The organism is Metapseudomonas otitidis (assembly GCF_011397855.1).
Taxonomy (GTDB): Bacteria; Pseudomonadota; Gammaproteobacteria; order Pseudomonadales; family Pseudomonadaceae; genus Metapseudomonas; species Metapseudomonas otitidis.
Genome location: NZ_AP022642.1, coordinates 2,443,694 through 2,464,713 on the forward strand (window position 1 = coordinate 2,443,694; position 21,020 = coordinate 2,464,713).

Consider the following 21,020-nt stretch of genomic DNA (forward strand, 5'->3'; position numbering starts at 1 on the left):
ATGGCCGGGCAGGGCTGCCTTCCCACCGCGCCTTGGCGCGGTGGGAAGGGGCTTCATCAGCTGTGCTCGGTCTTCACCAGCGGGTCGGAGCCGGCCACCAGCGAGCTGACGATCTGCGAGGAGGTCGACCCGTACTGGGTCAGGTCCACGCCTTCGAGCTTGATGGTCACATCGGCGCCGTTGGCGACGTTGCCGCTGGTGCTCACCTGCAGGGTGCTGGTGGCGGTGTCGACCTTGAGGTAGTCAAGAATGTTGTTGGCGTTGGCGGCATCGGGCAGCAGGTCGCTGAGGTCGATGCGATCGCCTTCGCCGGCGTTGAAGTCCTTGATCACGTCATTGCCGAGGTCGCCGGCCTTCCAGACGAAGATGTCGGCGCCGGCACCGCCGGTGAGGGTGTCGTTGCCCACGCCGCCGATCAGCAGGTCGTTGCCGTCACCGCCATTGAGCAGGTCGTTGCCAGCGTTGCCGTAGAGCACGTCGTGGCCGTTGCCGCCGTTGAGGATGTCGGAGTACTTGCTGCCGTTGATCAGGTCGCTGGCCTCGGTGCCGTTGGTGGTGCCGATGGTGTGCAGCGCCCAGCCGGTATCGGTCTGTACCAGTTCCTGCCCGGCGCCCGGGGCCTGGAAGATCTCCAGCCCGCTGCCGCTGGCACCCAGCACCTTGTAGGCGGAGTCGGCACTGCCGCTGAGCTTGAACTCAACTTTCAGGCTCGCTGCGCCGCCTTGATCCCAGTACAGGAGTTCCAGGGCCTGCAGGTCGCCACTGAGGCCGACACCGCTGAACACCTTGGTAGTGGTGCTCTGGATGTAGTCGGCTTCGGCCACCACCTGGCCACCGATCATCAGGCGGTAACCGTCGTCCGCGGTGACGCGGATGTCATAGGTGCCGCCTTGGGCCAGGTCGAGGAAACCGTGGGCGCGGATGATCGCGTCCGAGGTGTCGCCCAGGCCTGCGCCGCCGGCCTTCAGGTTGGAGACGTTGCCGGTACTGGCTGCCGTGAGGAAGTCGTACAGGTTGTTCTGGATGGTGTTGTTGACGTAGCCGATGGTGGTGCCGTTGGACACCGTGCGGTTGTCGCCCAGGTCGTCGCTGAACACGGTGGTGCCGTTCTTCAGACCGTAGTCGATGACGTTGGCGACGAAGGTGGCGTTGACCGAGGCGGCGGCCGCGTTGTCGTTGGAACCGATCAGGCTGGTGCTGTTGCCAGTGCGGGACTCGACGTAGTCCTCCACCAGCTTGAGGCTGGTGAGGTTCGGCCGCGCGGTGCCGCTTTCGGCATAGCCCCAGTATTCACCGGTCAGGCCGCTGGACAGCGAGGTGCTGGTGTCCGCGACGTTGATGGTGTTGGTGGTGAGGCTTTCATGGTCGACGCCACCGTCGACGATCTTCAGCGTCAGGTGCTGGCTGGCGGAGCTGGCGGTGGTGCCGTTGGGCTCCACCGACACGGCCTTGATGTCCAGGCCGATCTCGCCGCGTACCGAGCCGCTGACCAGCAGCTTGGCGGTGGCCAGTTGGGCTGCGGTCAGCGATACCACGCCGGCGTTCGCGGTGAGGGTGGTGTTGCCGACCACCACGCTGGCCCCGCTGGGCAGGTTGGAGAGGTCGTAGCGCAGGCTCTCGGAACCGTCGGTGTCGGTCAGCGCGCCGCTGATGTAGTTGGCCAGGGCGATGCTGGTCTTGCCGCTGACGCCGCCGTCACCGGCCACCACGCCCTGGGACGAGGTGAGGGTGATGTTGTCGATCAGTGCACCACGGCCGCTGGAGTCGGTGGAGGTGCCGGCCAGCTTGATGGTCAGCGCCTCGGTCTTGCCGGTGCCGGTGAAGCTGAAGTGGATGTTCTCCCAGTTCAGGCTGGACTGGCTGCTGGTGGAGCTGTACTCGCCCACCAGGGTGGTGCCGAGGTAGACCGCGATCTTGGTGAAGCTGGCGTCGAAGCCCGAGCGACCGGCGTAGTCCAGGTTCAGCTCGTAGACCTTGCCGACCTCGGTGGCGACGTTGCGGGTGACGCCCAGGGTCTGGGACATGCTGCCGCCCGCGTCGTTGAGCTCCAGCGCGTCTCCGTTGTTGGTGCCCGGCAGCCTGACGGTGACGTAGCCGCCGGCCTGGTTCTGCATGCTGTCGCCGTTGGCCCAGATTTCGAAGACGTTGTTGCCGCCGTTGCGCACGTCACCGGTGGTGACCAGGGACCAGTTCTCGAAGGTCGGCCCGGCCACGTCCTGGGAGGTGTTGTCGCTGTTGGGCGCCGATTCCCAGGTGGTGGTGAACAGCGTGCTGGCCGCGGCGGACTTCACGGTCAGGGTCGGCACGTCGGCCACCGGGGTGATGTCGATGCTCATGGTGCTGCTGGCGGTGCTCAGGGCGCCGTCGCTGCCGCTGTACTTGAAGGTGGCGTAGGTGGCCTGGTTCAGCCCGACGCCGCTGCCGCCGAAGCTGTCGTGGCCGGACTCGTTGCTGTCCGGCACGAAGCGCAGGCCGCCGGCATCGATCGCCGACTTGGTGATGGTGCTGTTGGCGGTGACGTCGGTCCAAGTGCCGTTCACCTGCATCTGCAGTTTGCCTTCGATCGGCAGGCTCTCGATCTTGATCGACAGGGTGCTGTTGGCGTCGACGTCGCTGACCTTGAAGTCGCTCCAGGCGAAGGTGTAGTTGGTGTCTTCGACGCCGGTGACGTTGGCGCCCGCGACCACCACCGGGGCCTCGTTGACGTTGTTCACCTGGATGGTGAACGACTGGTTGGCGGTGCTGCCGTCGGAGCTGGTGGCCTTGACCACGATGGTGTGGCTGGTGGCGCTCTCGTAGTCCAGCTTGGTGCCGTCGGCGACGGTGACCACGCCGGTGGTGGCGTTGATGGCGAAGCGGCCGCCGGCGTTGTCCACCAGCTCGTATTTGGTGATGGTGGCGCCGACGTCGCCGTCCACGCCCTTGGCGGTCACGCCGACCACGGTGCCGTTGGCGGCGTTTTCGTTGACCTGGTTGGTGGCGGTGTTGCTGTCGGTGATCACCACGCCGTTGTCGTTGACGTTGCCCACCTGGATGGTGAACGACTGGGTGTTGGTGCTGCCGTCGGAGCTGGTGGCCTTGACCACGATGGTGTGACTGGTGGCGCTCTCGAAGTCCAGCTTGGTGCCGTCGGCCACGGTCACGACGCCGGTGGTGGCGTTGATGGCAAAGCGGCCACCCGCGTTATCGGTCAGCTCGTACTGGGTGATGGTGGCGCCGACGTCGCCATCCACGCCCTTGGCAGTCACACCGACCACGGTGCCCGTGGCCGCGTTCTCGTTGACGAAGTTGCTGGCGGTGTCGCTGTCGCTGATGACCACGCCGTTGTCGTTGACGTTGCCTACCTGGATGGTGAACGACTGGGTGTTGGTGCTGCCGTCGGAGCTGGTGGCCTTGACCACGATGGTGTGGCTGGTGGCGCTCTCGTAGTCCAGCTTGGTGCCGTCGGCGACGGTGACCACGCCGGTGGTGGCGTTGATGGCGAAGCGGCCGCCGGCGTTGTCCACCAGTTCGTACTGGGTGATGGTGGCGCCGACGTCGCCGTCCACGCCTTTGGCGGTCACGCCGACCACGGTGCCGTTGGCGGCGTTCTCATTGACCAGGTTGGTGGCGGCGTCGCTGTCGGTGATGACCACGCCGTTGTCGTTGACGTTGCCCACCTGGATGGTGAACGACTGGGTGTTGGTGCTGCCGTCAGAGCTGGTGGCCTTGACCACGATGGTGTGGCTGGTGGCGCTCTCGTAGTCCAGCTTGGTGCCGTCGGCGACGGTGACCACGCCGGTGGTGGCGTTGATGGCGAAGCGGCCGCCAGCGTTGTCCACCAGTTCGTACTGGGTGATGGTGGCGCCGACGTCGCCGTCCACGCCCTTGGCGGTCACGCCGACCACGGTGCCGTTGGCGGCGTTTTCGTTGACCTGGTTGGCGGCGGTGTCGCTGTCGCTGATGACCACGCCGTTGTCGTTCACGTTGGTGACGTTCACGGTGACGGTAGCGGTGGCAGCGGTCTTGCCGTCGGTGGCGCTGACCTGCAGCTGGTGCTGGGTGGCGGTTTCGTAGTCCAGCGTCTTGCCGTTGGCCAGAGTGATGACCCCGGTGCTGGCGTTGATGCTGAACAGACCGGCGTCGTTGCCGCCGATGATGCTGTAGAACAGCGGCTCGCCGTCGCGGTCCTGATCGGTGCCGGTGAAGCGGTCGCTCAGGTCGGCGATGGTGGTGCCGGCGGCGGTGTTCTCGGCGAAGGTGACGCTGCTATCGACCAGGCCGGGTGCGTCATCCAGGTTGGCCACCTGGATGGTCATGGTGTTGGGCTGGCTGGAGAACAGGCCGCTCTGGTCCTGCACGGAGAAGCTGAAGGAGCCACTGCTGCTGCCGCTGGCGGTGGGGGTGTAGACCAGCGAGGCGATCTGCGCCGCGGTGACCAGCATGCCCACGGTGACGGCGGTGCCGTTCAGGCTCAGGCTGCCATTGCCCGGCAGGCTGTTGATGCGGATGGCCTTGAGGCTGTCGCCGGCGTCCACGTCGCTGAAGCCGAACTCGGCAGCGCTGAAGCTGCGCGGGGTGCCTTCGTCGGTCTGCACGGTGTTGTCGGCGCCGGTGGGGGCGTCGCTCACCGGGTGCACGGTGACCGGCAGGGTCAGCGAGGTGGAGGCTTTGTCGCCGTTGGCGCCTTCGGTGGCGGTGGCGGTGACCTTCAGGTCGAAGGTGCCGTTGTAGTTGGCCGGCGGGGTGATGCTCAGGTTGCTCAGGTTCCAGCCGCTGATGTCGGCGGTGGTGCTGCCGCTGGTGGCGGTGAAGCTGTGCACGCCGTCGGTCAGGGTGGCGCCTGCGGGGATCTGCGAGATGCCCACGGAGAGGCTTTCCGAACCGTCGGTGTCGTTCAGCGAGGCGGTCAGGCGCGACAGCGGGATGCTGCTGTCCTCGTCACCCTCGTTGACGTTGTAGAGCTGGTAGTAGCCCTTGCCGTCGCTGCCATGCAGGTCGGACAGGTGCAGGCCGTTGCCGGCCAGGTCGCTGGCCTTGGTGTAGAGCTGCACGTTGGCGCTGGACAGGTCCTGCACCGGGCCGTTGCCGACCTTGACGTTGACGTCTAGGGTGCCCGGGCCGCTCTGGTTGTGCTGGTAGATGTCCAGGGTGTAGTAGCCGCTCTGCTGGGCGGTGTAGCTGCCGCTGAACTGGCCGGTGGAGCCGCCCCAGGTGGCGCTGCCCACGGTGGTGCCGCCGACCACGACCATCACGCTGTCGTCGCCGGTGCCGCTGAAGGTGTAGGTCTGGCCTGCTTCCAGGTAGATCAGGCCGGAGAGCTTGTTGGCCACGCCGGCGTTGACGCTGTCGATGTGGGCGTCGGCCAGGTTGCCGCTGCTGGTGGGGGTGCCGGCGGCGTCGATGGTGCTCTTCAGGGTGGCCGGGTTGGCGCCGTTGCCACCGCTGCCCAGGGCCAGGTTATTCCAGCTCTGTTGCAGCAGGCCGGTGGCGGCGGGGGTGCCGCTTGGTGCCTGGGTGCCCAGGTTCGGGGCGTCGGCCACCGGCTGGATGCCCACCTGGACGGTGGCGGTGCTGTTGCCGCCCTTACCGTCGGTAACGGTGTAGGTGATGGTGTCCGCACCGCTGTAGTTGCCGGTGGGGGTGTAGACCAGCTTGCCGTCGACGATGCTGACGCTGCCGTGCTGCGCGCTGGCGCCGGTCAGGGTCAGGCTGTCGCCGTCTACGTCGCGGTCGTTGGCCAGCACGTCGATGGTGACGGGGGTGTCTTCCTGGGTGGTGGCGGTGTCGTTGACGGCGGTGGGCGCATCGTTCACCGGCTTGACGGTGATGTCGACCACGGTGTCGACCACGCCGCCCTTGCCGTCGCTGACGGTGACCACGAAGCGATCCGGGCCGTTGTAGTCGCCGTTGGGCTTGTAGGTGTACTCGCCGGTGTTCGGGTCGAGGGTCAGGGTGCCGTTGGCGGTGCCGGTCTTCACGGTGTAGGTGAGGCGGTCGCCGTCCACGTCGGTGGCGGGGATGCGGCTGGTCAGGGTGCCGTCTTCGTCCACGCTGGCGGTGCTGTTGGGCGCCACCGGGGCATCGTTGACCGGCTTGACGGTGACGCTGACCACGCTGGTGGTGGTGCCGCCGTGGCCGTCGCTGATGGTGACGGTGAAGGCGTCGCTGCCGTTGAAGTCCTTGGCCGGCTGGTAGGTGTAGGTGCCGTCGGCGTTCATCACCACGGTGCCGTGCTGCGGGCCGTTGCCGTTGGCGATGCTGTAGGTGAGGGTGTCGCCATCCACGTCACGGCCGGTCACGCGGCCGTCCACCGGGGTGTCCTCGTCGGTGCTGATGCTGGACGGGGAGGCGGTAGGGGCGTCGTTGATCGGCTTGACGGTGATGTTGACCACGGTGTCGGTGACACCGCCCTTGCCGTCGCTGACGGTGACCACGAAGCTGTCCGGCCCGTTGTAGTCGCCGTTGGGCTTGTAGGTGTACTCGCCGGTGTTGGGATTGAGCACCAGGGTGCCGTTGGTGGTGCCGGTCTTCAGGGTGTAGGTGAGGGTGTCGCCCTCCGCGTCGGTGGCGGGGATGCGGCTGGTCAGGGTGCCGTCCTCGTCCACGCTGGCGGTGCTGTTCGGGGCGTTCGGGGCATCGTTGACCGGGTTGACGATGACGCTGACCAGGCTGGTGGTGGTGCCGCCGTGGCCGTCGCTGATGGTCACGGTGAACGTGTCGGTGCCGTTGAAGTCCTTGGCCGGCTGGTAGGTGTAGGTGCCGTCGGCGTTCATCACCACGGTGCCGTGCTGCGGGCCGTTGCCGTTGGCGATGCTGTAGGTGAGGGTGTCGCCGTCCACGTCACGGGCGATCACGCGGCCGTCGATCGGGGTGTCTTCATCGGTGGTCAGGAACTGCGGGCCGGAGGTCGGTGCGTCGTTGACCGGGTTGACCTTGACCGTCACCACGGAGTCGGCATAGCCGCCCTTCGGATCGTAGACCCGGATGGTGAAGGAATCGGTGCCGTTGTAGTCCTTGTTCGGGGTGTAGGTGTACTCGCCGGTGGCGGTGTTGAGCAGGATCGAGCCGTGGGCCACGCCGGACTGGATCACGTAGCTCAGCTTGTCGCCGTCCACGTCGGTGGCGACGATCTGGCCGCTGACGCTCTTGTCCTCGTCAGTTTCCTTGGTCTGGTCGGTGGTTTCCGGCGCGTCGTTGAACGGCAGGACGTTGATGCTGACCAGGCTGGTGGTTACGCCGCCCTTGCCATCGCTGATGGTGACGGTGAAGGCGTCGGTGCCGTTGTAGTCCTTGGCCGGCATGTAGGAGAAGGTGCCGTCGGGGTTGAGCGTGACGGTGCCGTGCTGCGGGCCGTTGCCGTTGGCGATGCTGTAGGTGAGGGTGTCACCGTCCACGTCGCGGGCATTGATCGTGCCGTTGGCGGCGTTGTCCTCGACGGTGGTCAGGAACAGCGGGCCGGAGGTCGGTGCATCGTTGACCGGGTTGACCTTGACCGTCACCACGGAGTCGGCATAGCCGCCCTTCGGATCGTAGACCCGGATGGTGAAGGAGTCGGTGCCGTTGAAGTCCTTGTTCGGGGTGTAGGTGTACTCACCGGTCACGGTGTTGAGCAGGATCGAGCCGTGAGCCACGCCGGACTGGATCACGTAGCTGAGCTTGTCGCCGTCCACGTCGGTGGCGACGATCTGGCCGCTGACGCTCTTGTCTTCGTCGGTTTCCTTGGTCTGGTCGGTGGTTTCCGGCGCGTCGTTGAACGGCAGGACATTGATGCTGACCAGGCTGGTGGTCACGCCGCCGTGGCCGTCGCTGATGGTGACGGTGAAGGCGTCGGTGCCGTTGTAGTCCTTGGCCGGCATGTAGGAGAAGGTGCCGTCAGGGTTGAGCGTGACGGTGCCGTGCTGCGGGCCGTTGCCGTTGGCAATGCTGTAGGTGAGGGTGTCACCGTCCACGTCGCGGGCATCGATCTTGCCGGTGGCGGCATTGTCTTCGACGGTGGTCAGGTCCAGCGGCTTGGAAGTCGGGATGTCGTTCACCGGGTTGACGGTGATCCGCACCACGGCGTCGACCACGCCGCCCTTGCCATCGTTGACGGTGACGGTGAAGGAGTCCGGGCCGTTGTAGTTGGCGTTGGGCTTGTAGGTGTACTGACCGGTGGCGGTGTCGAACACCAGGGTGCCGTTGTTGGTCCCGGTCTTCAGGGTGTAGGTCAGGCTGTCGCCATCGGCATCGGTGGCGTTCAGCTGGCTGGTGAGGGTGCTGTCCTCGTCCACGCTGACGTTGGCGTTGTTGACCACCGGCAGGTCGTTGATCGGGTTGACCGCCAGGTTGATGGTGCCGTTCACGGTGGCTGTGCCGTCGTTGACGCTGTAGGTGAAGCTGCCCACGGCATCGCCGGCCTTGTAGTCGGCGGGGGCGTTGTACTTCAGGCCCTGGAGCTGGGCGCTGGTGAGGGTCTGGCCATTGCTGACCAGGGTGCCGTCGGCGAGGGTGACCTGGCCGACCACCGGCAGGCCGGTGACCTTGATGGTGAGCACGTCGCCGTCCACGTCGGTGGGCGCCTTGATGCCCAGCGGGGTGCCGACGCTTTCCTCGTTGACGGTGAGGCCGTGGCTGTCCACCACCGGCAGGTCGTTGACTGCGGTGACGCCCACCTTGACGGTGGCGGTGTCGGTGCCGCCCTTGCCGTCGCTGACGGTGTAGGTGAAGGAGCCGGTGCCGTTGAAGTTGGCCGCCGGGGTGAACACCACCTTGCCGTTGACCAGGGCCACGGTGCCGTTGACCGCGTTCTGCACGCTGATGATGGTCAGGCTGTCGCCGTCCACGTCGGTGTCGTTGCCCAGCAGGGTGGCGGGCTCGATGGTCAGCGGGGTGTCTTCAGCGGTCACCAGGCCGTCGAGGCCGTGGCTCAGACTGTTGCCGCCGAGCACGGTGTAGCTGCCGCCTTCGGGGCGCATCTCCACCTTGAGCTGGGCCTGGCCGCCCTGGTCCCAGTAGATGATCTGGATCTGGTGGGCGCCGCCGGCAGGTACGTTGAAGGTGGCGAACTCGCGGGCGGTCGGGCCCTGGTTGCCGTTGTACTCGGCCACCACCTTGCCGTCGATGACGATGCTGAAGCCGTCGTCGGCGGTGACGCGCAGCTGGTAGTTGCCGGCGGCCAGGTTGACCGAGCCGCTCAGCTCGACGATGGCGTCGGAGGTGTTGGCCGGGTCGGTGTTCAGGCTGGCGGCGTCGCTGCCGAGGAACTTCTGCAGGTTGCCGTTGCCGCCCAGGTCGCTGCTCACGCCGTTGCCGTAGTTCAGCGAGGTGGCAGTGAAGGTGGCGTCGGCGGCGTGCTTGGCGATGAAGTCCTTGACCATCGCCAGGTTGCTCAGGTTCGGGCCGTCGGCGCCTTCGCGGTAGGCGTAGTAGCTGCCCTTCAGGCCGCTGAGGGTCGGGGCGTCGTCACGGGCGTCGGGCGCATCGTTCACCGGAGTGACGCTGATGGTCACGCTGCCGTTCACGGTGGCGGTGCCGTCATTGACGCTGTAGGTGAAGTTGCCCACCGGGTCGCCGGCCTTGTAGTCGGCAGGGGCGTTGTATTTCAGGCCCTGCAGCTGGGCGCTGGTGAGGGTCTGGCCGTTGCTGACCAGGGAACCGTCGGCCAGGGTGATCTGGCCGACCACCGGCAGGCCGGTGACCTTGATGGTGAGCACGTCGCCATCGGCATCGGTGGGCGCCTTGAGGCCCAGCGGGGTGCCGACGCTTTCCTCAGCCACGGTGAGGGGCTTGCTGTCCACCACCGGCAGGTCGTTCACCGGGGTGACGCTGATGGCGACGCTGCCGTTCACGGTGGCGGTGCCGTCATTGACGCTGTAGGTGAAGCTGCCCACCGGGTCGCCGGCCTTGTAGTCGGCAGGGGCGTTGTACTTCAGACCCTGCAGCTGGGCGCTGGTGAGGGTCTGGCCGTTGCTGACCAGGGAACCGTCGGCGAGGGTGACCTGGCCGACCACCGGCAGGCCGGTGACCTTGATGGTGAGCACGTCGCCGTCGGCATCGGTGGGCGCCTTGAGGCCCAGCGGGGTGCCGACGCTTTCCTCGGCCACGGTGAGGGGCTTGCTGTCCACCACCGGCAGGTCGTTCACCGGGGTGACGCTGACCGCCACGCTGCCGACCACGGTGGTGGTGCCGTCGTTGACGCTGTAGGTGAAGTTGCCCACTGGGTCGCCGGCCTTGTAGTCGGCGGGGGCGTTGTACTTCAGGCCCTGCAGCTGGGCGCTGGTGAGGGTCTGGCCATTGCTGACGGTGGTGCCGTCGGCCAGGGTCACGCGGCCGACCACGGGCAGGCCGGTGACGGTGATGGTGAGCGCATCGCCGTCCACATCGGTGGGCGCCTTGAGGCCCAGCGGGGTGCCGACGCTTTCCTCGGCCACGGTGATGGCGTTGCTGTCCACCACGGGGGCGTCGTTGCGGCCTTCGATGGTGACGCTGGCGCTGGTCTTGACCAGGCCGCCGTGGCCGTCGCTGACCTCGTATTCGTAGTTCAGGACCAGGTTCTGGCCCTTGGCCAGGTAGTTGTAGGCGGACGGGTCCACCTTGAGGCTGTTGCTGGCGGCGTCGAAGGTCACGCCGGCGGCGTTGCCGGTGCCGACCTGCTTCAGGTTGATGACGCTGAGCACGTCCTTGGCGTCGACGTCGCTGGCGTTCTGCAGCAGGTTGATGCTGTAGGGCTGGGCATCTTCGTTGGTCACCGAGGTGATCGCGCCGCTGACCACCGGGGCGTCGTTGCTGCCGGTGACGGTGATGGTGACGTCGCGGCTGGCGCTGGCGTTGCTGCCGTCGGTGACGGTCACGCGGTAGACCAGGGTCAGGGTCTCGCCGGCAGCCAGGTAGTCCAGGGAGCCGGCCGGCACGCTATAGGTCCAGTGCACGGAGCCCTGGCCGTCGCCGGTGGCGGAATCGCTGAGGGTGGCGGCGAGGCTGCCCAGGGCGGCCACGGCCTGGCCATTGCCGTCGGTGGCGCTGACCAGCTGGGTGCTGACGCTGTGGCTGTCGTTGAGGTCGGCGTCTTCGAAGCCGATGTCGCCGGTGGCGCTGAGGTTGCCGGCGTTCTCGCCGGGCACGCCGTCGGCGCGTTCGGTGACGCTGCCGGTCTGCACGGTGGTTTCCAGCACCGGCGCGTCGTTGCGGCCTTCGATGGTCAGGGTGGCGGTGGTGGGGGTGACGCCGCCGTTGCCGTCGACCACGTCGTAGCTGTAGGTGAGCACCAGCTTCTCGCCGGCGGCCAGGTAGTTGTAGGCGTTGGGGTTGACCTGCAGGGTGTTGCCCGAGACGGTCACGCCGGCAGTGTCGCCGCTGCCGACCAGCTTGACGTTGGCCACCGAGAGCACGTCGCTGCGGTCCACATCGCTGGCGTTCTGCAGCAGGTCGACCTGCTGGGCGCCGGCGTCTTCGTTCGTGGTGGTGGCGATGGCCGCGCTGACCACGGGGGCATCGTTGACGCCGTCGATCACCACGGTGGCCTGGGTGGTGACCAGGCCGCCATGGCCGTCGCTGACCTCGTATTCGTAGGTGAGGGTGACCTTCTCGCCCTTGGCCAGGTAGTTGTAGGCGCTGGGGTCGAGCACCAGGGTGTTGCCGCTGACGGTCACGCCGGAGGCATCGTTGCCGCTGGTTTCGCGCAGGTTGACGACGTTGAGTACGTCGTTGGCATCGGTGTCGCTGGCCTTGGCCAGCAGGTTGATGACCTGGCCGGCGGCGTCTTCGTTGGTGCCGACGCTGATGGCACCGGTGACCACCGGGACGTCGTTGACGCCGGTGATGGTCAGGGTCAGCACGCTGTCGCTGCTGAGCTGGCCGTCGGTGGCGGTGAACGGGACCTGGATGACCAGCTTCTCGCCAGCGGCCAGGGACTGGTAGGCCGCGTTGCTCGGGTCCAGGGTCCAGGTGCCGTCGGGGTTGAGGCTGAAGCCGGCCGGGGCGTTGCCCTTGAGGCTGAAGGTCAGTTTGTCGCCGTCGACGTCGGTGGCGGCGAGCTGGCCGCCCACGGTCGGGCCGTCTTCGGTGGCGCTGGCGCTGGTGGGGCTGGCCACGGGCGCATCGTTCACCGGGGAGACGTTGATGGTGGCGGTGGCGTTGGTGGAGGTGGCGCCGTTGTTGTCCACGGCCTGGTACTGGAAGGTGGTGGTGCCGTTCCAGTCGCTGTCCGGGACGAAATAGACCGGGCCGGTGACGCTGTCGCCGGCTTTCAGCGGGGTGCCGCCGTTGGCCGAGGCGTAGAGCTGGCCGTGCTGGGGCAGGCCGGTGATGACGAAGCCGGTGACGGTGCCATCGACGTCGTTGCCGGCCAGGTCGACCTGGATGCGTGCGGGCTGGTCTTCGCTGCCGCTGGCGGACACGGCGCTGGCCACCGGGGCGTCGTTGGTACCGGTGACGGTGATTTCCAGGTTGGCGGTGTTGCTGGCACCGAATTCGTCGGTGACGGTGACCGGCACCTTGATCACCAGCTGCTCGCCGGCCTTGAGGCTGTCGTAGGCGCTGTGGCTGCTGTCGAAGCTCCAGCTGCCGTTGCTGTTGAGGGTCAGGCCGTCGACGGTGGCGGGGGTGGTGAAGGTCAGTTGGGCACCGGTGTCGACGTCGGTGGCGACCATCTGGCCGGTGATGACGCCATCGCCTTCATCGGCTGCGGCGGTGGCGGCGTCGATCTTCGGCGCATCGTTGGTGCCGGTGACGGTGATGGTCAGGGTGCTCTTCGCACTCAGGCTGCCGTCGCTGACGCTGTAGGGAATGGTCAGGGTCAGGACCTGGCCCTTGGCCAGGCTCTGGTAGCCGGCGGCGCTGGGGTCGAGGGTCCAGGTGCCGTTGGGGTTGAGCTGGAAGCCGTCCGGGGCGGGGCCACTGAGGGTGTAGGTCAGTGTGTCGCCGTCGACGTCGTTGCCATCCAGCTGGCCGCTGATGGGGGCGGCGTCTTCTTCGGTGGCGGCGTCGGTGGCGCCGGCCACGGGGGTATCGTTCACCGGATTGATGGTCAGGCCGATGCTGTCGTTGTCGGTGAGCTGGCCATCGCTGGTGCGGACGTTGAGGGTGTCCTGGCCGTTGTAGTCGGCGGACGGGACGTACTTAAGGCCCTGCAGGGCGGCGTTGATGGCCTGGGCGCTGCCGGAGAGCACCAGGGTGCCGGTGCCGTTGCCGCTGAAGGTCACGCCGTTGCCGAGGTTGCCCAGGGTCAGGGTGCCGTGGCCGACGCTGAGGGTGGTGGTGAGGGTGTCGCCGTCCACGTCGGTGACGCTGATGGCGTTGCCGTTGGCGGTGCTGAAGGTCTGGCTGCCGTCTTCGTCGAGGGTCTGGGCGCCGGGGACGCTGTTGACCGGGGCGTCGTTGATCGGGTTGATCACCAGTTGCAGCGTGCCGGTGGTGCTCAGGGAGCCGTCGCTGAGGGTGTAGGTGACGGCCGGTACCACGCCGCTGTAGTCGGCGTTGGGGGTGAAGGAGAACTCGCCGTTGGCCAGCAGGGTCAGTTTGCCCACCGACAGGTAGGCGGTGTCGCCGGCCTGGTAGTTCTGCCCGGCGATGCTGAAGCCGGTGACGCTCAGGCTGGTGCTGTCGACGTCGCTGTCGTTGGTCAGCACGTTGCCGGTGGCGACGCTGTCCTCGTCCAGGGTGACGGTGTCGTCCACAGCCACCGGGGCATCGTTGGTGCCGTTGATGGTGACGGTGACGCTGGTCTTGGTGCCGTCTGCGCTGGTGACTTCGAAGGTGTCCACCAGTTTCTGGCCGACGTTCAGCTCGTTGTAGGCGGAGTTGGCGACGTAGCTCCAGTTGCCGGCGGCGTCGATGCTGAAGGTGCCGTAGGTACCGGCGGTGCCGGTCTGGGCAACGAAGGTGGCCGGGCTGTCGACGTCGCTGATGGTCAGGGTGCCGCCGGCGGTGAGGGCGCTGTCGGTCTCGTCCAGTTGCACGTCGGCGCTGCTCAGCACGGCGGCGTCGTTGGTGCCGTTGATGGTGACGGTGACGCTGGTCTTGGTGCCGTCGGCGCTGGTGACCTGGAAGGTGTCCACCAGCTTCTGGCCGACATTCAGCTCGTTGTAGGCGGCATTGGCGACGTAGGTCCAGTTGCCGGCGGCATCGATGCTGAAGGTGCCGTAGTTGCCGGCGGTGCCGGTTTGGGCGACGAAGGTGGCCGGGCTGTCGATGTCGGTGATGCTGAGGGTGCCGCCGGTGGTGAGGGCGCTGTCGGTCTCGTCCAGCTGCACGTCGGCGCTGCCGAGCACGGCGGCGTCGTTCACGCCGGTGACGGTGATGGTCAGGGTGCTGGTGCTCTTGGCGCCGAACTGATCGGTCACTTCATAGGGCACGGTGAGGGTCAGCTTCTGGCCTTCGGCGAGGGACTGGTAGGCGGCGTTGCCGGCGTCCAGGGTCCAGGCACCGGTCTGCGGGTTGAGGCTGAAGCCGGCGGGGGCCTTGTCGGTGAGGCTGTAGCTGAGCACCGCGCCCTTGTCGGCGTCGCTGGCCTGCAGGGTGCCGCTGACGGTCTGGTCTTCGGTGACGTCGGCGCTGCTGGCGGTGGCGATCGGCGCGTCGTTGGCGCCGTTGAAATTGATGGTGATGACGCGGGTGTCGCTGGCGCCGGACGGGTCGCGCACGGTGACGACGAAGCTGTCGCTGGCCTTCTCGCCGTCCTGCAGGCCGTTCACGGCCTTGGCGTCCACGACGTAGGTGTAGGTGCCGTCGGCATTGACGGTCAGTTCGCCGTAGGCGCCCTTGCCGCTGCCGCTCCAGGTCAGCTGGGTGTCGTCCACGTCGGTGGCGGTCAGCTGGCCCTTGATGTCGGCGAAGGTGTCGAGGCCGGCGGTGTCGTTGACGTCGGCGGTGTAGGTGCCGCTGGCCACCGGTGCGTCGTTGACCGGGGTGATGCCCAGGTTGACGGTCAGCGGGGTGGAGGCGCCGCGGCCGTCGGTGGCGGTCACGACGAAGCTGTCGGAGCCGTTGTAGTCCTGGGCCGGGGTGTAGGTCCAGGTGCCGTTGGGGTTGAACACCAGGGTGCCGTTGGCCGGGCCCTGGGTGACGCTGAAGGTGATCAGGTCGCCGTTGGCATCGCGGGCGGTGAAGGTGCCGCTGATCGGGGTGTCTTCCGGCGTGCTCAGGCTGAAGGTGGTGATGGGGCCGCCATCGGCGCCAGTGAACTGCGGAGCGATGTTGGGCAGGGCACCCTGGGTCTCGGTGGTGCCGGAGGCGCCGTTGGCCAGGCCCTGGGTGGCGAAACCGATCTGCGCTTCAACGACGCCGCCGGTGGGGTCCAGCAGGACGAAGCTGCGGCCACCGCCGGCTTCACCGCCGCTGGTGGAACCGCCGGCGCTGGTGGCACCGGCAGCGGTGGCTTCGAAGGCCTGGGTCGGGTCGACACCCGCGGCGATGGCCTGTTGCAGCTCTTCGGCGCTGGGCGCGGTCTGGGCGGCGCCGTCATCGGCGGCCTGGGGGGCGAATTCGTTGCTTGCCCAGCGGGTGTCGCGGCCCAGGTCGATCAGGCGGCCATCGGGCAGCTCGATGGTGACCATGCTGGCCGCGCCGGTGACGATCTCGTCACCCTGGAAGATCCGATCCCCCTCGAAGAGCTGACGCTGCACACCCTCGGCGGAGAGTGCAACGACCTGGCCGATGACGCTTTTCACTACGGCTACGACAGTGCTCATGGGGGTGAATCTCCTGGTTTGGCTTCAGCTTGCGGCGCCGAGTCGTTCCAGAGGTGGATCGGCGCTGCATTCCTTCATTGATTCGGTGGTGTTGAAAAGCTGGCGTCAGTAATTTGGCTTATTCAGATTCGCTATTGGGTATATGCCAAAGTATTGACCAATTGTCTGCCATCCTAAACAATTGCCTACGTAATGTCACTTTGATATTCGCAGCTATTTAAGATAGTTCTGACAGAAGGATCAGGACTGACTTGGGTCACGGATTTCTGCTCGCTGTTTGAGCAAGGTTGACGCCAATTCCCTGACGGAATCTTGCCCGGACAGAAACCCACCGAATTTCCATGAAAGGATGCCTTTCCATGCGTCTGCGCTTTGTTACCGCCTTGCCCTTTGCCCTTGTCGCCAGCTTTCCCCTGCACGCGCAGACCCTGCAGGAGGCCATGCAGCGTGCGATCGAGTACCACCCGGAAGTCCAGGCCGGGGTGAATGCCCGCCTGTCGGCTGACTATCAGTTGAAGGCTGCGAAGGGCGGCTACCTGCCGCGTGTGGACGTGGTGGCCGGCTATGGCCGCGAAGGCAGCGACAACACCACCACCCGTGGCCAGGGTGACCACTGGCGGACCATGACCCGTGGCGAGTCGGCCCTGACCCTGCAGCAGATGGTGTTCGACGGCTTCGCCACCTCCAGCGAAGTGGCGCGCCAGCAGGCCACCGTGAACTCCCGTGCCTACTCGCTGCTGGGCACCTCCGAGCGCACCGCGCTGGACGTGGCGCAGGTGTACATCGAGGTGATCAAGCGCCAGGAGATGGTCCGCCTGGCCGAGGAGAACCTGAAGAGCCACCAGCGCATCTATGACCAGATCACCCTGCGCAGCACCCGTGGGGTAGGGCGCCTGGCCGACCAGGACCAGGCCGAGGCGCGCCTGGCCCAGGCCCGCAACAACCTGATCACCGAGCAGACCAACCTGGCCGATGCCCGCACCAACTACTTCAGCGTGGTGGGCACCGACCCGCTCGAACTGACCGAGCCGTCCGGCCTGCCGGGCCAGTTGCCCGCCGACCTGGCCGATGCCCGTCGCGCCCTGCTGGAAAACAGCCCGATCCTGCGTTCGGCCGAGTCCGACGTGGCCGCTGCGGAGAAGCAGTACGACGCCGCCAAGTCCACCTTCTACCCGCGCTTCGATGCCGAACTGCGCCGTGGCGCCGACAACGACCTGGACGGCCAGAACGGCCACGTCAACGAATGGCAGGCCATGCTGCGCATGCGCTACAACCTGTTCGCCGGCGGCAGCAACAAGGCCGACCTGGAGTCCAAGTCCTACCAGGTGAACCAGGCCCTGGACATCCGCAACAACGCCCTGCGCGTGCTCAACGAAGACCTGGGTCTGTCCTGGAACGCCCTGGCCAACGCCCGCGAGCAGATGCCCATCGCCCAGCAGTACGTGGACTACAGCAGCCGCGTGCGCGAGTCCTACCAGAAGCAGTTCAGCATCGGCGAACGCACCCTGCTGGACCTGCTGGACAGCGAGAACGAGCTGTTCACCGCCTCGCGCCGCCTGGCTGAAATTCGCTACCTGGAGCTGTTTACTCAGTACCGGATCAAAGCCACCATGGGCGAGCTGCTCAAGAGCCAGGGTGTCGTCGCACCGATGGCGAGCGTCGTTCAGAGCGAGCTGAAGCCCGAAGTGAACCTGCCGGGCCTCAACTGAGCAGCGCCCAACCCCCGTACCGTTGAAAAGAGTGTTCCAGCGTGGATCAAGAAGCCAGTCGATTGCCCTTCACCAACGATCCACGCGGACAGCTCGATGATCCCCTGCTCGACAGCCTCCTCAGCCTCTGCCTGCAGCACCAGCGCCCGGCCAGCCGGGCCATGCTCACGGCGGGGCTGCCGCTGCCCGGCCAGCGCCTGACCCCCGAGCTGCTGCCCCGTGCGGCCGCCCGGGCCGGCCTGCAGGGGCGTCTGCTGCAGCGCAAGCTGGAGCAGATTCCGGCCATTGCACTGCCGGCCATGCTGATCCTCAAGGAGGGTCGCTGCGCCGTGCTGCTGGGCTGGGAAGCCAATGGCGATGCACGCCTGCTGCTGAGCGAGAGCGACGGCGGCGAGGTGCGCGCCCCCCGCGAGGCCCTGGCCGAGGACTACGCCGGCCAGGCCTTCTTCGCCCAGCCGCGGCACAAGTTCGACCTCAACCACGGCACGCTGATTCCCCGGGTCAAGCACTGGTTCCGCGACACCCTCAAGCGTTCCCGCTGGCTCTACGTCGACGCGGTGGCGGCCAGCCTGCTGATCAACCTGATCGGCCTCGGCGCGCCGTTGTTCGTGATGAACGTGTACGACCGCGTGGTGCCCAACCAGGCCGCCGCCACCCTGTGGGTGCTGGCCGTGGGCATTTCCGGCGCGTACGTCTTCGACCTGCTGCTCAAGACCATGCGCGGCCTGTGCCTGGACCTGGCGGGCAAGAAGACCGACATGATCATTTCCGCCACGCTGTTCGAGCGCATCGTCGGCATGGCCATGAAGCACCGGCCCGCGCGGGTCGGCAGCTTTGCCCAGAACATCCATGAGTTCCAGACGCTGCGGGACTTCCTCGCCTCGCTGACCATGACCAGCGTCATCGACCTGCCGTTCACGCTGTTGATCCTGCTGGTGATCGGCATCCTCGGCGGGCACCTGGTGTGGGTGCCGCTGGTGGCCTTCGTGCTCGCCGGTACCCTCGGCTGGCTGCTGCAGAAACCCCTGGTGGAGACCATGGACCGCACCATGGCGCTGTCCGCCGAGCGCCAGTCCAGCCTGATCGAGACCCTGGCCGGCCTCGACGCGGTGAAGGTGAACAACGCCGAGAGCGAGCGCCAGTACCTCTGGGAGCAGACCATCGGCACCCTGGGCCGCCTCGAACTGCGGGTGAAGATGCTCTCCAGCCTCTCGCTCAACCTGACCCTGCTGATCCAGCAGCTGGCCGGCGTGGTGATGATCGTCGCCGGGGTCTACATGATCATCGCCGGCGACCTCAGCATGGGCGGGCTGATCGCCTGCTACATGCTCAACGGCCGTGCCCTGGGCCCGATGACCCAGCTCTCCGGCCTGATCACCCGCTACCAGCAGGCGCGCCTGACCATGTTCTCGGTCAACCAGATGATGGCGCTGCCCCAGGAACGCCACGAAGACGAGCGGCCGCTGACCCGCCAGGGCCTGCAGGGCGCCATCGAGTTCCGCCAGGTGTCCTTCACCTACCCGAACCAGCAGAACCCGGCGCTGAACACCATCAACCTGATTATCCGCCCTGGCGAGAAGGTCGGCATTGTCGGCCGCAGCGGCTCGGGCAAGAGCTCCCTGGCCAAGCTGATCGTCGGGCTCTACCAGGCCGATTCCGGCAGCCTGCTGGTGGACGGCGTGGACGTGCGCCAGCTGGACGTCAGCGACCTGCGCCACAACATCGGCTACGTGCCCCAGGACATCCAGCTGCTGGCCGGCACCCTGCGTGACAACCTGGTGTCCGGCGCCCGCTACGTCGAGGACGAGCTGGTGCTGCAGGCTGCCGAGCTGTCCGGTGTGCACGAATTCGCCCGGCTGCACCCCCAGGGCTACGAGCTGCAGGTGGGCGAGCGTGGCCAGAACCTCTCCGGCGGCCAGCGGCAGAACGTCGCCCTGGCCCGCGCACTGCTGCTGGACCCACCGATCCTGCTGCTCGACGAGCCCACCAGTTCCATGGACAACACCGGCGAAGAACGCCTGAAACAGCGCCTGGCGGCCGTGGTCGCCAACAAGACCGTGCTGCTGGTCACCCACCGCGCCTCCATGCTGTCCCTGGTGGATCGCCTGGTGATCGTGGACAAGGGGCAGATCATCGCCGACGGTCCGAAGGAAGCCGTGATGGAAGCGCTGAAGAAGGGGCAGATCAGTGTCGCGTAAGTCGATGGGCGAAGGCCTGATGAGCTACTTCAAGGGCCAGGAGAGCCTGGCCGACCAACCCCTGCCGGAAGTCAGCAAGGCCCTGGTGGAGGACGCGCCCCGGGTGGTGCGCCTGACCATCTGGACGCTGATCGGCTTCACCCTGTTCCTCGGGCTCTGGGCGCATTTCGCCGAGATCGACGAGGTGACCCGGGGCGAGGGCAAGGCGATTCCGTCGTCCAAACTGCAGAAGATCTCCAACCTCGAGGGCGGCATCATCTCCGAGCTGTTCGTCCACGAAGGCCAGGTGGTGGAGCCGGGCGACCCGCTGCTGCGCCTGGACCCCACGCGCTTCCAGTCCAACGTCGGCGAGACCGAGGCCGACCGCGTGGCCATGGCCCTGCGCGTCGAGCGCCTGAGCGCCGAGGTGGACGGCCGCGAGCTGGCCATTCCCGATGCGCTGCGGCAGAAGGCCCCCGGCCAGGCCGAGAGCGAGGAGGCGCTGTTCCGCAGCCGCCAGCAGCAGCTCAGGGACGAAGTGGCCGGGCTGGAGCAGCAGCTGGTGCAGAAGCAGCAGGAGCAGCGCGAATTCGTCTCCAAGCAGGGCCAGTACCGCAACAGCCTGGAGCTGCTGCGCCAGGAGATCGCCATCTCCGAGCCGCTGGTGGCGGAAGGGGCCATCTCCAAGGTGGAGGTGCTGCGCCTGAAGCGTTCCGAAGTGGAGGTGCGTGGCCAGCTGGAGGCCACCAACCTGGCCATTCCCCGGGCCGAGTCGGCCATCAAGGAGGTGGAGCAGAAGGTCGCCGAGACCCGCTCGCGCTTCCGCAGCGAGGCGCTCACCCAGCTCAACGAGGCGCGCACCGACCTGAACAAGGCCGAGGCCACCGGCAAGGCTCTGGAGGACCGGGTCAACCGCACCCTGGTCACCTCGCCGGTACGCGGCATCGTCAAGCAGCTGCTGGTGAACACCATCGGCGGGGTGATCCAGCCGGGCAGCGACCTGGTGGAGATCGTCCCGCTGGACGACACCCTGCTGGTGGAGGCGCGCATCCGACCCCAGGACATCGCCTTCCTCCACCCCGGACAGAAGGCCATGGTGAAGTTCACCGCCTACGACTACACCATCTACGGCGGGCTGCAGGCCGACCTGGAGCAGATCGGCGCGGACACCATCACCGACGAGGACGGCAACAGCTTCTACCTGATCAAGCTGCGCACCCGTAAGAGCCACCTGGGCAGCGACGAGAAGCCGTTGCTGATCATCCCCGGCATGGTGGCCTCGGTGGACATCATGACCGGCAAGAAGAGCATCCTCAGCTACCTGCTCAAGCCGATCATCCGTGCCCGCGCCGAGGCCTTGCGCGAGCGCTGATTCACAGCTCGGGCAGGCGAGGGTGGACAGCCTGCCGTTCGTCACCTAGGGTCTGCGCGGCTTGCGGCTGCGCAGGCCGAGAAACCCAGGTTCCACCGCGTACGCAGGAGCGCCC

At 66.9% G+C, this 21,020-nt stretch carries 4 protein-coding genes; 3 read left to right on the forward strand and 1 reads right to left on the reverse strand.

From position 1 onward, the window contains the following. Positions 1-56: 56 nt before the first annotated feature. Positions 57-15,647 (reverse strand): retention module-containing protein, encoded by a 15,591-nt coding sequence (locus tag PotMrB4_RS11235; RefSeq protein WP_172433292.1) that lies wholly within the window; start codon positions 15,645-15,647, stop codon positions 57-59. 359 nt (positions 15,648-16,006) lie between these two features. Between PotMrB4_RS11235 and PotMrB4_RS11240 the strand changes: the two genes are divergently transcribed. From PotMrB4_RS11240 to PotMrB4_RS11250, 3 genes are read left to right on the forward strand one after another with little or no spacing between them, the layout of a single operon-like run. Next, positions 16,007-17,356 carry a TolC family outer membrane protein gene (locus PotMrB4_RS11240; RefSeq protein ID WP_172433293.1) on the forward strand — a complete coding sequence of 450 codons (1,350 nt, stop codon included), beginning with the start codon at positions 16,007-16,009 and terminating at the stop codon, positions 17,354-17,356. 41 nt (positions 17,357-17,397) lie between these two features. Then, entirely contained in the window at positions 17,398-19,554 is a 2,157-nt protein-coding gene (locus PotMrB4_RS11245; RefSeq protein ID WP_172433294.1) for a type I secretion system permease/ATPase, read from the forward strand. A 4-nt stretch (positions 19,555-19,558) separates the two neighbouring features. Next, complete coding sequence (locus PotMrB4_RS11250; protein ID WP_142016356.1) at positions 19,559-20,905, forward strand: HlyD family type I secretion periplasmic adaptor subunit; 1,347 nt, start codon at positions 19,559-19,561, stop codon at positions 20,903-20,905. Positions 20,906-21,020 lie beyond the last annotated feature (115 nt).